The sequence below is a fragment of the Janthinobacterium sp. SUN033 genome, from assembly GCF_030397595.1.
Lineage (GTDB): Bacteria > Pseudomonadota > Gammaproteobacteria > Burkholderiales > Burkholderiaceae_D > Janthinobacterium > Janthinobacterium kumbetense.
Genome location: NZ_JAPQNV010000004.1, coordinates 186,775 through 199,696, shown reverse-complemented (window position 1 = coordinate 199,696; position 12,922 = coordinate 186,775). Strand labels below are relative to the sequence as shown.

Annotated in this window: 14 protein-coding genes; 9 read left to right on the top strand and 5 right to left on the bottom strand. The window is 61.1% G+C overall.

Annotated elements, in window-relative coordinates:
- Positions 1-54: 54 nt before the first annotated feature.
- The 8 genes from OX460_RS18000 to OX460_RS17965 all read left to right on the top strand — a co-directional run bounded on the left by OX460_RS18000 (position 55) and on the right by OX460_RS17965 (position 6,743).
- On the top strand, positions 55-1,065 hold the full coding sequence (locus OX460_RS18000; RefSeq protein WP_099665691.1) for a KpsF/GutQ family sugar-phosphate isomerase: 1,011 nt from the start codon (positions 55-57) through the stop codon (positions 1,063-1,065).
- Complete coding sequence (locus tag OX460_RS17995) at positions 1,065-1,598, top strand: HAD hydrolase family protein (protein WP_077398943.1); 534 nt, start codon at positions 1,065-1,067, stop codon at positions 1,596-1,598. Before OX460_RS18000 ends, OX460_RS17995 begins: the two co-directional genes overlap by 1 nt.
- A 42-nt stretch (positions 1,599-1,640) precedes the next feature.
- Entirely contained in the window at positions 1,641-2,252 is a 612-nt protein-coding gene (gene lptC / locus OX460_RS17990; RefSeq protein ID WP_251349352.1) for an LPS export ABC transporter periplasmic protein LptC, read from the top strand.
- Positions 2,253-2,277: 25 nt separating this feature from the next.
- Positions 2,278-2,859, top strand: coding sequence for a lipopolysaccharide transport periplasmic protein LptA (gene lptA, locus OX460_RS17985; protein ID WP_099665690.1), 582 nt, complete (start codon positions 2,278-2,280; stop codon positions 2,857-2,859).
- On the top strand, positions 2,859-3,614 hold the full coding sequence (lptB, locus tag OX460_RS17980; protein ID WP_077398949.1) for an LPS export ABC transporter ATP-binding protein: 756 nt from the start codon (positions 2,859-2,861) through the stop codon (positions 3,612-3,614). The genes lptA and lptB overlap by 1 nt, the downstream gene beginning before the upstream one ends.
- 4 nt (positions 3,615-3,618) lie before the next feature.
- On the top strand, positions 3,619-5,097 hold the full coding sequence (locus OX460_RS17975) for an RNA polymerase factor sigma-54 (protein ID WP_251349351.1): 1,479 nt from the start codon (positions 3,619-3,621) through the stop codon (positions 5,095-5,097).
- 69 nt (positions 5,098-5,166) lie between these two features.
- Positions 5,167-5,529, top strand: a complete 363-nt coding sequence (raiA, locus tag OX460_RS17970; protein ID WP_034778388.1) for a ribosome-associated translation inhibitor RaiA — start codon at positions 5,167-5,169, stop codon at positions 5,527-5,529.
- A 128-nt stretch (positions 5,530-5,657) separates the two neighbouring features.
- Entirely contained in the window at positions 5,658-6,743 is a 1,086-nt protein-coding gene (locus OX460_RS17965; RefSeq protein ID WP_289899496.1) for an enoyl-CoA hydratase/isomerase family protein, read from the top strand.
- Here OX460_RS17965 and rapZ read toward each other — a convergent pair whose 3' ends face one another.
- The 5 genes from rapZ to ilvA all read right to left on the bottom strand — a co-directional run bounded on the left by rapZ (position 6,744) and on the right by ilvA (position 12,076).
- Positions 6,744-7,607, bottom strand: coding sequence for an RNase adapter RapZ (rapZ, locus tag OX460_RS17960; protein ID WP_099665687.1), 864 nt, complete (start codon positions 7,605-7,607; stop codon positions 6,744-6,746). It abuts the gene before it with no gap.
- Between the two features lie 220 nt (positions 7,608-7,827).
- Entirely contained in the window at positions 7,828-8,763 is a 936-nt protein-coding gene (hprK, locus tag OX460_RS17955) for an HPr(Ser) kinase/phosphatase (protein ID WP_034753337.1), read from the bottom strand.
- 36 nt (positions 8,764-8,799) lie between these two features.
- Positions 8,800-9,282: a PTS sugar transporter subunit IIA gene (locus tag OX460_RS17950; RefSeq protein ID WP_071079718.1), complete on the bottom strand. Its 483-nt coding sequence runs from the start codon at positions 9,280-9,282 to the stop codon at positions 8,800-8,802.
- A gap of 333 nt (positions 9,283-9,615) precedes the next feature.
- A complete protein-coding gene (gene queF, locus OX460_RS17945; protein WP_289899495.1) occupies positions 9,616-10,458 on the bottom strand; it encodes an NADPH-dependent 7-cyano-7-deazaguanine reductase QueF in 843 nt (280 codons plus the stop codon).
- Positions 10,459-10,540: 82 nt separating this feature from the next.
- Entirely contained in the window at positions 10,541-12,076 is a 1,536-nt protein-coding gene (gene ilvA / locus OX460_RS17940) for a threonine ammonia-lyase, biosynthetic (RefSeq protein WP_251349349.1), read from the bottom strand.
- A gap of 201 nt (positions 12,077-12,277) precedes the next feature.
- Here ilvA and OX460_RS17935 point away from each other — a divergent pair, with 201 nt between their 5' ends.
- Positions 12,278-12,769 (top strand): YqaA family protein, encoded by a 492-nt coding sequence (locus OX460_RS17935; protein WP_099665684.1) that lies wholly within the window; start codon positions 12,278-12,280, stop codon positions 12,767-12,769.
- Positions 12,770-12,922 lie beyond the last annotated feature (153 nt).

Genomic DNA, 12,922 nt, shown 5'->3' with positions numbered 1-12,922 from the left:
TTGCTTTCCTAATTCGTTTATACTTTGGGCATGAGTGTAACCCATGAAAAAACAATGCTGAAAGCTTTTGATCGAATTGACATGCAAGCGACGACCGAGCGCGCTGTCGCGCTGGCCCGCACCACCTTGCAGATCGAGTCCGACGCCATCGTTGCGCTGCATGCGCGCCTGGCCACGGACGACAGCGTCGGCCGCGCCGTGGCGATGTTGCTGCAATGTAAGGGACGAGTCGTCGTCTCCGGCATCGGCAAGTCCGGCCATATTGCGCGCAAGATTGCCGCCACCCTCGCTTCCACCGGCACGCCGGCCCTGTTCGTGCATCCGGCCGAAGCGGCCCATGGCGACCTGGGCATGGTCACCTCGGACGATGCTTTTATTGCCATATCGTACTCCGGCGAATCATCGGAACTGATGGCCATCATGCCCGTCGTCAAGCGCATGGGCGGCGTGCTGATTTCCATGACGGGCAAGCCCAATTCGAGCCTGGCCCAGCTGGCCGACGTGCACCTGGATATTTCTGTTGAGAAAGAAGCCTGTCCGCTGAACCTGGCGCCGACTGCCAGCACCACCGTCACCCTGGCCCTGGGCGACGCGATCGCCGTGGCCTTGCTCGACTTGCGCGGCTTCAAGGAAGAAGATTTCGCCCGCTCGCATCCGGGCGGCGCCCTGGGCCGCCGTTTGCTCACGCACGTGCATGACGTCATGCGCAGCGGCGAACGCGTACCCAAGGTGCCCGTGGACGCTTCCTTGCTGCAGGCGCTGGAGGAAATGACGAAGAAAGGCATGGGCATGACGGCCGTCGTCGACGCGGACAACCGCCCCGTGGGCGTGTTTACGGATGGCGATCTGCGCCGCATGTTCGAGCGCGTGCAGGATTTCACGCAAGTGGCGATCCGCGACGTCATGCATGCGCAGCCGCGCAGCATCGCGCCCGAACGCCTGGCCGTCGACGCCGTGGCCGTGATGGAGCAGTTCCGCATCAACCAGATGCTGGTCGTCGATGCCGACGGCAAGCTGGTGGGCGCGCTGCATATCCATGATCTGACGCAAGCGAAGGTGATCTGATGGACAGCGTGGCGGACAACCTGGCGCGGGCGGCCAAGGTCAAACTGATGATCTTTGACGTCGATGGCGTGCTCACCGACGGCAGTCTGCATTTCGGCCCGGACGGCGAGATGATGAAAACGTTTAATGTGTATGATGGCCTGGGCATCAAGCTGCTGCAGGAATCGGGCGTGCAGACGGCCATCATCAGCGCGCGCCGCTCGGCCATCACGGCGCGCCGCGCGCAAGACCTGGGCATTACCCATGTGCACCAGGGCGGCCACGACAAGCTGACGCCGTTTCGCGAATTGCTGGCGCTGACGGGCTTGACGGAAGAGCAATGCGGCTATATCGGCGACGACGTCATCGACGCGCCCATCCTGAAACGCGTGGGCTTTGCCGTCAGCGTGCCGGGCGGGCGTCCGGAGGCGCAGGGCCTGGCGCACCATGTGACGCAGGCCGGCGGCGGCCGCGGCGCGGTGCGCGAGATCTGCGAATTCCTGCTGCGCGCCCAGGACAACTATGCGCGCGTCATGGCGCCGTTCCTGGAGTGAGGCGCGCCGCCTCGCCAGTGACCTTTGAAAGAGTGAAGCCCTATGCGTAAGCCAGGAGGCGCCCATCGCTGGCGCATGATTTTTACCGTGCTGGGCGCGGTCGTCGTCGCGCTGGGCAGCTTTTGGCTGCTCGAGGTGATGAACAAGAATGGCCAGGACATCACGGCCAGCAAGCATCTGGATGAACCCGACTATTTCATCACCAATTTCAGCATGGTGCGCATGGACTTGACGGGCAAGCCCAGCTATATCGTGTCGGGCACCAAGCTCACGCATTATCCGCTGGACGATTCGTCCGATATCGACCAGCCCTTCGTGCGCAAGCTCACGCCAGGCATGCCGCCGATGAACATGAATGCGGAACAGGCGCATATCGACCAGGACAATACCCGGCTGCAACTGCACCGCAAGGTCGTGATCGACCGCGTGGCCAGTCCGAAGGCGCAGAACCTGACGGTCAAGACGGAAGCGCTGACGGTGTTCCCGGACGAGGAAAGAATGGAAACGGACGTGCCTGTCGATATCCTGACGGGCGCCTCGCGCATCAATGGCATCGGCATGAAGGCGAATAACGCCACCGGCGTGGTGGAAGTGCAGAATGCGCTGCGCATGGTCCTCCCGCCGAAACCGCGCCCGGCCGCGGCGGCAAAATGACAGAATGAAACAAGGAAACCATACTATGAAGAACATCTTGCTGTTGACCGTATTTTCGCTGGCCATCATGGGCGTGGCGCATGCCGAGAAGGCCGATTCCGAGAAGGAAGCCGTCATCACGGCACGCAGCGGCCACGTCGATGACGTCAAGCAGGTGCGCACCCTGACGGGCGACGTCGTGCTGGTCAAGGGGACCCTGACCATGAAGGCGGGCCGGGCCCTGATCACGGAAGACCCGCAAGGCTACCAGTTCATCACCTTCTGGGCCGATCCCGGCAAGCTTGCGACCTTCCGCCAGAAGCGCGATGGCGCGGGCGACCTGTGGGTCGAAGGCGAAGCGGAGCGCGTGGAATACGACAACAAGACGGAAGTGGTGAAACTGTTTTCCAGAGCCAAGCTGACGCGCCTGGAAGGCGCGAAAGTCACCGATGTGGCCAATGGCGCTTTCATCTCGTATGACAGCCGCAAGGAAGAATTTGCGATGGAAAATTCCAACAGCGGCACCAGCACCGCCGATGGCGGCAGCGTGCGCATGGTGATCCAGCCGAAGACCAAGGCGCCGGCAGCGGAGAAAGCGCCGGCCACGCCCGCGCCAGGAAAGAAATAATGGAAAATACACGTTGCGGCAGCACCCTGATCGTTCGCGGGCTGCAAAAAACCTATGGCAAGCGGCAAGTCGTGCATGATGTTTCGCTGCAAGTCGAATGCGGCGAAGTGGTGGGCTTGCTGGGCCCGAACGGCGCCGGCAAGACCACCTCGTTCTACATGATCGTCGGCCTGGTGCCGTCCGATGGCGGCAGCATCGATATCAGCGGCGTGGATATCTCCAGCCTGCCGATCCACCGCCGCGCGCAGATGGGCCTGTCCTACCTGCCGCAGGAAGCGTCCGTCTTCCGCAAGCTGACGGTGGAAGACAATATCCGCGCCGTGCTGGAAATCCAGACCGTCGAAGGCCGTCCGCTGACGAAGGCCGAGATCGAGGAGCGGCTGGATAAATTGCTGGCCGACTTGCAGATTGAAAAGCTGCGCGAGAACCAGGCGCTGTCCCTGTCCGGTGGCGAACGCCGCCGCGTGGAAATCGCCCGCGCGCTGGCCACCGATCCCCGTTTCGTGCTGCTCGACGAGCCGTTCGCCGGCGTCGATCCGATCGCCGTGATCGAGATCCAGCGCATCGTGCGTTTCTTGAAGGAGCGCAATATCGGCGTGCTGATTACCGATCATAATGTGCGTGAGACGCTGGGTATTTGCGACCGCGCCTACATCATCAACCAGGGCTCGGTGCTGGCGTCGGGACGCCCCGACGACATCATTGCGAACGAGTCGGTACGCCGGGTCTATCTGGGCGAACACTTCCGCATGTAAGCCAATGAAACAATCATTGCAGCTGCGCACTTCGCAGCACCTGGCACTGACGCCGCAGTTGCAGCAATCGATACGCCTGTTGCAATTGTCTACCCTGGAATTGCACCAGGAACTCGAGCAATTGCTGACGGACAATCCCTTGCTCGAACGCCTCGACGATCCGCTCGACCGCTCGCTGCGCCTGCTGTCCGACGGGGCCTTGAGCTCCACGGCCGCACCGGCCGAAGCGCCGCCCCAGCCACCAGGCCAGGAGGCGCCCGCAGCGCCGGCCGAAGCGGAAGCGTTTGACGGCGAGGGGGGCGACAGCCCGGCCGCCGCGGATGGCGGCGACAGCGACTGGAGTGAGGCGAGCCGGGGCAAGGCGCCCGACGACGAAGATTCGCGTCCGCAATTGGAGGCCCATCACTGCACTCTGCGCGAACACCTGATGGAGCAGATGCGCGTGACGGTGCTCGAATTGCGCGACCGCGCGCTGGTCGAGCTGATCATCGACGCGCTCGACGACAATGGCTACCTGGAAGAGTCGCTCGACGACATCCTGGCGCGCCTGCCGGAAGAGCTGGAAATCGACGCCGACGAGATGCGCACGGCCTTGTCGCTGCTGCAAAGTTTCGATCCGCCGGGCGTGGGCGCGCGCAACGCGTCCGAATGCCTGGCTCTGCAAATCAAGCGCTTGCCGCACATCGCCATGGTGACGCGGCGCATGGCCCTCGTGATCGTGGAAAAGCACCTGGCCTGGTTTGCCCAGCGCGATTTCAACAAGCTGAAAAAAGCCCTCGATTGCGACGATGAAGACTTGCGCGAAGCGCAGACGGTGATTCGCCAGTGCAATCCGCATCCGGGCGCCGTGTTCGCCTCGGACGTGTCCGATTACGTGGTGCCCGACGTCGTCGTCAAGCGCGCGCGCAATGGCTGGCAAGTCACCCTGAACAACGACGTCATGCCGCGCCTGCGCGTCAACGCCATGTACGCCAACTTGCTCAAGCAGGGCAAGGGGGAGGGCGCCATGGGCGCACAGTTGCAGGAAGCCAAGTGGCTGATCAAGAATATGCGCCAGCGCTTCGACACGATCCTGCGCGTGGCGCAGGCGATAGTAGAAAGACAAAAGAACTTTTTCTCGCATGGGGCCGTTGCCATGCGCCCCCTTGTGCTCCGTGAAATAGCTGATACACTGGGTTTACACGAGAGTACTATCTCGCGGGTAACAACTCAAAAGTACATGCTGACCCCGCACGGCATGTTCGAGTTGAAATATTTCTTTGGTAGCCACGTCGCCACCGAAGCGGGGGGCGAAGCGTCATCGACGGCGATACGGGCATTGATCGTGCAACTGACAGGAGCAGAAGACCCTAAAAATCCTTTATCCGACAGTAAGATTGCGGACATGCTGGGGGAACAAGGCATGGTGATTGCGCGACGTACTGTTGCCAAATACCGGGAAGCATTAAAAATTCCGCCAGTGAGCCTGCGTAAGTGTTTGTAAGTTTTTTTCGGTTCCTCTGCGGGCCGGATAGGATGGACCGCACGAACCCGATCATCTTTAGGAGTGTGTATGAATCTCACCATCAGCGGACATCATCTCGAAGTGACACCAGCCATCCGTGAATACGTACAAACGAAGCTGGAGCGCGTGAAACGTCATTTCGATCAAGTCATCGATATCGCCGTGATTCTGACCGTGGATAACCTCAAAGAGAAAGAAAAACGTCAAAAGGCTGAAGTCAACCTGCGTTTGAGCGGCAAGACTGTCTATGTGGAAAGCTTGGCGCACGACCTGTACGCCGCGATCGATACCCTGATCGACAAGCTCGATAGGCAAGTGATGAAATACAAAACCAAAGTGCAAGGGCACGGTAAAGAGGCGATCAAGCATCTGCCAGACAACTCCGAGGAAGAAGCCGTCGTCGCCGTCTAAGGCCACCCGCTTCCAGCAGTTGTGATCAACTAAGGGCGCACATTGCGCCCTTTTTTGCGCCCAGCGGAACGCAATGTTCCCCGCGCAGGCATTAGAATATTCGCACTTTCACTTCTTTCCTGCCTGCCATGAGCGACTTCGTCCAGACTTCCATCCGCAACCGCACCGGGCACATCGTGCTTGACCGTCCGAAAGCCTTGAATTCCCTGTCGCTGGAGATGGTGCGCGCCCTGAGCGCGGCCCTGCTGGCCTGGCGCGACGATCCGCAGGTGGACGCCGTCGTGATCCGCTCCAGCAGCGACAAGGCCCTGTGCGCCGGCGGCGACATCCGTTTCTTTTACGATGCGGGTCTGGCCACGCCGCAAGGCGGCAGCGCCCTGCTGGAAGATTTCTTCACGGAAGAATATGCTTTAAATCATTTAATTCATTTCTACCCGAAACCGTATATCGCCGTGATGGATGGCGTGGTGATGGGCGGCGGCATGGGCGTGGCGCAAGCCGGGCCAGGCAACCGCTTGCGCATCGTGACGGGCCGCACGCGCATGGCCATGCCGGAAGTCAATATCGGCCTGTTTCCGGACGTGGGCGGCAGTTATTTCCTGTCCCGCCTGGCCGGCCAGCTGGGCCTGTACCTGGGCTTGACGGGCTTGACGATCAACGCGGCCGACGCCCTGTACACGGGCCTGGCCGATGTCTACCTGCCCGAAGCGCAGATGGGGGCGCTGCTGGACCTGTTTCAATCGACGCCGGGCGAGGCCTTGCCTGTGGCCATCAAGGCGCTGGCGGCGCCATTCCAGGCCGAGGCGGGGGTATCTCCCCTGGCCACGGCGCGCGCGGCGCTGGACCGCCATTTCAGCGCCGGCTCCGTGGCGGCCATCATGGCTTCGCTGGCGCAGGACGACGGCGCGTTCGCCACCAAGGCGCTGGCGGCCATGCGCCTGCGTTCGCCCTTGATGATGTCGGTGACCCTGGAATTGCTGCAGCGGGGCGCCCACCTGGGCGTGGCCGATTGCCTGCGCCTGGAGCGCACAGTCGTGCGCCACAATTTCGAACATGGCGAAGTGCTCGAGGGCGTGCGCGCGCTGGTGGTCGACAAGGACAATGCGCCCCGCTGGAACCCCGCCAGCCTGGACGAAGTCGACGCGGCCATGGTGGCGCGCTTCTTTGCCCCCGTCTGGCCGGCCGCGGCGCATCCGCTGCGCCACCTCGATTAATTAGCTGCGCTCGCGGTGGCGTAGAACGACGCGCTCGTTGGGGCCGAAATATTGCGCCAGCCGCTCCGCCATGTACACGGAGCGGTGCTGGCCGCCCGTGCAGCCGAGGGCCACCGTCAGGTAGCTGCGGTTGTCGGACTTGAATGACGGTAACCATTTCTCGATGAAGGCGCGGATGTCGGCCAGCAGTTCCAGCGCGCTCGGCTGCGCGTCGAGGAAGGCGATCACGGGCGCGTCGCGTCCGTCGAGGGGGCGCAAGGCCAGGTCGTAATAGGGATTCGGCAAGGCCCGCACGTCGAAGACGAAATCGGCGTCCAGCGGCACGCCCAGCTTGAAGGCGAACGATTCGAAGAACAGGGTCAGCGGCGCGCGTTCGGAGGCGACGATATCCTTGATCCAGGCACGCAGCTTGTTGGCGCTCAGTTCCGACGTGTCGATCACATGGCCCAGCTGTTCGATGGTCGACAGGCGTTCGCGCTCTTCCGAAATGCACTCGATCAGGGTGCGGCGGCTGGCCGGATTCTGGTTCGGACGCAATTCGTGCGACAGCGGATGGCTGCGCCGCGTTTCCGAGAAGCGCGCCACCAGCGAATGCGTGGTGGCTGTCAGGAACATGACCTTGACGTCGTGCCCCTGGTCGCGCAGCAGGGCCACATTGTGCGGCAGGCTGGTCAGCGATTCGGCGCTGCGCGCATCGACGGCGACGGCCAGTTGCGGTGTACCTTCGTCGAGCAGGGTCTGCACCAGGCTGGGCAGCAAGGCCGGTGGCAGGTTGTCGACACAATAGTAACCGGTATCTTCCAGCACATTGAGCGCGACGGATTTACCGGAGCCGGATATTCCGGTGATAAGGACGATATGCATAACCCGATCATACAATAAAGACCGGCGCTCCGCTCCCAAGGCAACTATCTTTACAAATTATTGCAATTTGGACTGTAGTATTGGTTAAACAAAAGAGGGCGTGCTTCTTGCAACGCTAGTCGCCACTCATGGTAAGTCGTTGGTGAAGCAGGGAATTCACGCAGCACTGCTGCGTGCCTGCGCAACGGTTCGCCCTTGCAAGGGTGAACTCCACTGCAGACTAGTCGCCACTCATTGCTAATCTCTGCCGTTCCATGAACTCCTGCAAGGTATCGATGCCGCGCAGTTGCAAAATCGTATTGCGCACGGCCGCTTCCAGCAGCACGGCGATGTTGCGGCCGGCGGCGACGGGGATGACCACCTTGCGTACGGGCAAGCCCAGCACGTCTTCCGTGGGGAACAGGAATGGCAGGCGCTCGACTTCTTCTTCCAGCGCGTTGCGGCGCACGAGGTGCACGATCAGCTTCAGGCGCATCTTGCGGCGCACGGCCGTTTCGCCAAAGATGGCCTTGATATCGAGCAAGCCCAGTCCCCGCACTTCCAGCAGGTTTTGCAGCAGGGGCGGGCAGCGGCCTTCGATCATGTTGGGCGCGATGCGCGAAAATTCGACGGCGTCGTCGGCCACCAGGCCATGGCTGCGCGAGATCAATTCCAGTCCCAGTTCGCTCTTGCCCAGGCCCGAATCGCCCGTGATCAGCACGCCCACGCCCAGCACGTCCATGAACACGCCATGCATGATGATGCGCTGCGCCAGTTTTTTCGACAGGTAGACGCGCAGGAAGTCGATCACTTGCGCGGCCGGCAGCGGGGTGGAGAACAGGGGGATGTTTTGCTCGTCGCAGATGGCGAGGATGTCGGGTGGCGTTTCCAGCCCTTGCGCGATGATCAGCGCGGGCGGACCGCCGGCGATCAGTTCGCCGATCACGTGGGTGCGCGTGTTGACCTTCAGACGCTGGTAGTAATTGATTTCTTGGTGGCCGAAGACCTGGATGCGGCCCGGATGGATCAGGTTCAAGTGGCCCACCTGGTCGGCGGCCGAGGAGACGTCGCCCGAGATCAGGCGCTCGCCGCCGGGGAAGCCGGCGAACCAGCCCAGTTGCAGACTTTCACGATTATCGTCGTACAGGCGTTGTATCGTCAGCGGCGTTTGCAACATGGCAGTCTTCTTCAGGAGTGGAGGAATACCTGAAGTTTAACCTGCCGCTTGCAGACTGGGTTGCCAATTGACGATGCGCGAATGCACGGATTTCGGTTCCGGATCCGTGGCCAATGCCGTGCGGAAGGCGTCGTCGGAAAACATTTCGGCGATTTCCGACAGGATTTCCAGATGTTGCTGGGTGACATGATCTGGAATCAGCAGGAAAAACAGCAGATTGACGGGCTTGCCATCGGGCGATTCGAATGGAATCGGCTCGGCCAGGCGCACGAAGGCGCCCAGGGGCGCTTTCAAGGTTTTGCTGCCCTTGACTCTGCCATGCGGCACGGCCACGCCATGACCCAGGCCGGTCGAGCCCAGGCGTTCGCGGGCAAACAGATTGTCCGAGACGGTAGAGCGGGCGATGCCGTAATTGTTTTCGAAGATCAGGCCGGCTTGCTCGAAGGCGCGCTTTTTACTGGAGACTTCCAGGTCCAGCAGGACGTTCTCGAGGGATAATATTTTGCTAAGATTAGTCATGACACTCAATGAAATGGTGCAATGCGCAGAGGGCTTGCGAGCCGAATTATAGGCCTGTTTCGGCGGCCTGTAACGCCAATTCTCAACAGTATACGCCCGCTGCGGGCGCAGTGGGCGCTACAGCCCACATGGTCATCATTTTAGCAAAAAAATAACATCGGCGTGTATCGGCTATTTCTTGATTAAAAACACGCGGTGCGCCGGTTTTTCCGCCGCCGAATGCCGATTTTCCGATTTTTCAGCGTCTTTGACATGCTCTGCGGCACTACTGCAACGTTGTTTTAAAACACAGCCAACATTCCTGTTGGCATGGTTGCGGGGTGTTGTTTGGCGTTACTGGCGCGCATTGCGCAGATTGCCCGGCATCGCCCCGGTGCTGAAGTTGCTGCGCCAGGGATTGATGTCGAGGCCGCCACGGCGCGTGTAGCGCGCATACACGGACAGTTTTTGCGGCTTGCACTGACGCAAGATATCGACAAAGATGCGCTCCACGCATTGCTCGTGGAATTCGTTGTGCTCGCGGAAACCGATCAGGTAGCGCAACAGGCTTTCCTGGTCGATCTGCGGTCCCGCGTACTCGATCAGCACGCTGCCCCAGTCGGGCTGGCCCGTCACCAGGCAATTCGATTTGAGCAAATGCGAGACGAGTTTTTCTTCCACCGGCGCTTCATCGAGCGCCGCCTTCAAGAGCAGCGGCGAAGGCGTGTATTGCGTGATTTCCAGGTCCAGGCGGTCGAGCAGCACGCCGTCGAATTCGCCCATTTTCAGCTTGCCGAAATCGTCCTGCAAGGTCAGTTCCACTTGCACGGGCGCGCCGAAGCCCTTCGATAAATCCTGCTTGAGCAGGACCAGCAACGCATCCGGGCTGTCCAGCCTGGTCTGGTTGAACGAATTTAAATAGAGCTTGAACGACTTCGATTCGATGATGTTCGGCGAATCGGCCGGGGCGCTGACCTTGGCAATCGCCACTTGCGGCTTGCCGCGCTGATTCAGCCACGACAGTTCATACGCATTCCAGATATCGAGGCCGAAGAACGGCAGGGTGCCGCGCAATTCCAGCTCGTCGCGCTTGCCCTGGCGGGGAATGGGAAACAGCAGTTCCGGCGCGTAATCGGTGCGGTAGGCGGAGCTTTTGCCCAGCGGGGATTGTTCGGCGAGGTCGTTGGTGGTGGTCATGGTCGTGTGGCGTGAATTCAGTCAAGCACGCATGGTAGCCTAATTCTCCCGACGGCGAGTAGCCGCCGCCGGGAGGTGATGCTTACCCCAGGAACAGCTTATAGACGGGATTGCTGCTTTCATCCCAGTAACGGTAGCCCAGGGTATCGAGGAAGCGGGCGAATTCTCCCATCTCATCGGGCGGCACTTGCAGGCCGATCAGGATGCGCCCCACGTCGCCGCCCTGGCTGCGGTAGTGACATAGGGAAATATTCCAGTTCGGCGCCATGCTGTCGAGGAAGCGCATCAGGGCGCCCGGGCGCTCCGGGAACTCGAAGCGGTACAGCAACTCGTCCTGCGCCAGCCGGCTCTTGCCGCCCACCAGGTGGCGGATGTGCGACTTGGCCAGCTCGTCGTGGGTCAGGTCCAGGGTCTTGAATTCGTGTTCCTCGAAGGTCTTCGCCAGCACGCTTGATTCATGTCGGTCGGCAATTTGAATGCCGACGAACACGTGCGCGGCTTTTTCATCGCTGATGCGGTAATTAAATTCCGTTACGTTGCGCGCGCCGATGAGCGAGCAGAAACGCTTGAAACTGCCCCGCTGTTCGCGCATGGTGACGGCAAACACGGCTTCGCGGAATTCGCCCAGTTCGGCCCGTTCCGCGACAAAGCGCAAACGGTCGAAATTCATGTTCGCGCCGCTGGCGATGGTGATCAGGGTTTCATTGTTGACGGGATGCTTGGTCAGGCTGGCCCGTTCCACATAGGCCTTGGCACCGGCGATGGCCAGCGCGCCCGACGGTTCCAGGATGGAACGCGTATCCGTAAACACATCCTTGATGGCGGCGCAGATGGCGTCCGTGTCGACGGTGATGATTTCATCGACATACGCCTGCACGAGGCGGAAGGTTTCCTCGCCGGCCAGGCGCACGGCCGTGCCGTCGGCAAACAGGCCCACGTCGTTCAGGGTCACGCGCTCGCCCGCTTTCAGCGAACGGGCCATGGCGTTCGAATCGACGCTTTGCACGCCGATGATCTTGATGTCGGGACGAATCTGTTTCACGTAGGCGGCAATGCCGGCGATCAAGCCGCCGCCGCCGATGGGCGCGAAGATGGCGTGGATGGGGCCGGCGTGCTGGCGCAGGATTTCCATGCCGATCGTGCCCTGGCCGGCGATCACGTCCGGATCGTCGAACGGGTGCACGAAGGTCAGCTTCTGTTCCTTTTCCAGGGTCAGCGCATGGTTGTAGGCATCCGTGTACGACTCGCCGTGCAGCACCACTTCCACGTGCACGCCGCCGCGTCCCTTGACCGCCTCGACCTTCACCAGGGGCGTGGTGGTCGGCATGACGATGACGGCGCGGCAACCCATGCGCGCGGCCGACAGGGCCACGCCCTGGGCGTGGTTGCCGGCCGAGGCGCAAATCACGCCCCGTTTGCGGTCCGCTTCGCTCAGCTTGGACATCTTGTTGTAGGCGCCACGAATCTTGAAACTGAACACGCTTTGCATGTCTTCGCGCTTGAAGTAAATCTGGTTGTTCAGGCGCTGCGACAGGGCAGGGGCCAGTTCCAGCGGCGTTTCGGTAGCGACGTCATAGACGCGGGCGGTCAGGATTTTCTTGAGGTAGTCGATGTTCATAGTCTGCAAGCAAGTGATTCTGGGCCAGAAAGGGTCTGGAGCGTGTCGGGCGATAGCGGCGGCGCCGCGGCGGATAGCCTGGCGACAATAATGCTCTGTGGAACTGCGGGCGGGTAGGCCTTTGCCGGCCGGCGCGGATTGTGCGGCGCGCAAGCTGCTCTTCATTATAATGGAGAGCCTTACTGCATCGCGAAGTGTTCCATGATCGAATCCGCAATCGCCTGGCTGCTGCAGCTGATCGCAGCACCGGAAGTCGGGCTGACATCGGTCTTTCTGATCAGCTTTATTTCCGCCACCCTCTTGCCGCTCGGCTCGGAACCGGCCGTGTTTGCCGTCATCAAGGCCAATCCCGCGCTGTTCTGGGCCACCATCGGCGTCGCCACCCTGGGCAATACCCTGGGCGGCATCGTCGACTACTGGATGGGCTACCGGGCCAAGCAGGCGTTTGCCAAGGAACGCGACACGCGCTGGTTCCGCTGGCTGGCCCGCTATGGCGCCAAGACCATGCTGCTGGCCTGGCTGCCCATCGTGGGCGACCCGCTGTGCACCCTGGCCGGCTGGCTCAAGCTGCCGTTCTGGCCCAGCGTGGCCTACATGGCCGTCGGCAAGTGCGCGCGCTACCTGACCATGACGGGCTTGCTGCTGTACGTGCCCGATGGCGTGTGGCACCGGATTGGACAAATGCTGGCGTAAAGTGGGCGCAAACGGGGCGTAATGCAACGCCGTTTTGCCCCATTTTTGGGCAGTTCGATAGTTTGCAGCAGACTCTGATTCTTGGCATTTTTGCGTCAAAAAATGATCAACACTGGTTTTTTATTCATGCAAAATAAGGCTTTTCCGTATTTG

Bases quoted from the DNA above. Each gene is read 5' to 3' on its own strand.
- OX460_RS18000 (WP_099665691.1), top strand. From the start codon at position 55: ATGCTGAAAGCTTTTGATCGAATTGACATGCAAGCGACGACCGAGCGC.
- OX460_RS17995 (WP_077398943.1), top strand. From the start codon at position 1,065: ATGGACAGCGTGGCGGACAACCTGGCGCGGGCGGCCAAGGTCAAACTG.
- lptC (WP_251349352.1), top strand. From the start codon at position 1,641: ATGCGTAAGCCAGGAGGCGCCCATCGCTGGCGCATGATTTTTACCGTG.
- lptA (WP_099665690.1), top strand. From the start codon at position 2,278: ATGAAGAACATCTTGCTGTTGACCGTATTTTCGCTGGCCATCATGGGC.
- lptB (WP_077398949.1), top strand. From the start codon at position 2,859: ATGGAAAATACACGTTGCGGCAGCACCCTGATCGTTCGCGGGCTGCAA.
- OX460_RS17975 (WP_251349351.1), top strand. From the start codon at position 3,619: ATGAAACAATCATTGCAGCTGCGCACTTCGCAGCACCTGGCACTGACG.
- raiA (WP_034778388.1), top strand. From the start codon at position 5,167: ATGAATCTCACCATCAGCGGACATCATCTCGAAGTGACACCAGCCATC.
- OX460_RS17965 (WP_289899496.1), top strand. From the start codon at position 5,658: ATGAGCGACTTCGTCCAGACTTCCATCCGCAACCGCACCGGGCACATC.
- rapZ (WP_099665687.1), bottom strand. From the start codon at position 7,607: ATGCATATCGTCCTTATCACCGGAATATCCGGCTCCGGTAAATCCGTC.
- hprK (WP_034753337.1), bottom strand. From the start codon at position 8,763: ATGTTGCAAACGCCGCTGACGATACAACGCCTGTACGACGATAATCGT.
- OX460_RS17950 (WP_071079718.1), bottom strand. From the start codon at position 9,282: ATGACTAATCTTAGCAAAATATTATCCCTCGAGAACGTCCTGCTGGAC.
- queF (WP_289899495.1), bottom strand. From the start codon at position 10,458: ATGACCACCACCAACGACCTCGCCGAACAATCCCCGCTGGGCAAAAGC.
- ilvA (WP_251349349.1), bottom strand. From the start codon at position 12,076: ATGAACATCGACTACCTCAAGAAAATCCTGACCGCCCGCGTCTATGAC.
- OX460_RS17935 (WP_099665684.1), top strand. From the start codon at position 12,278: ATGATCGAATCCGCAATCGCCTGGCTGCTGCAGCTGATCGCAGCACCG.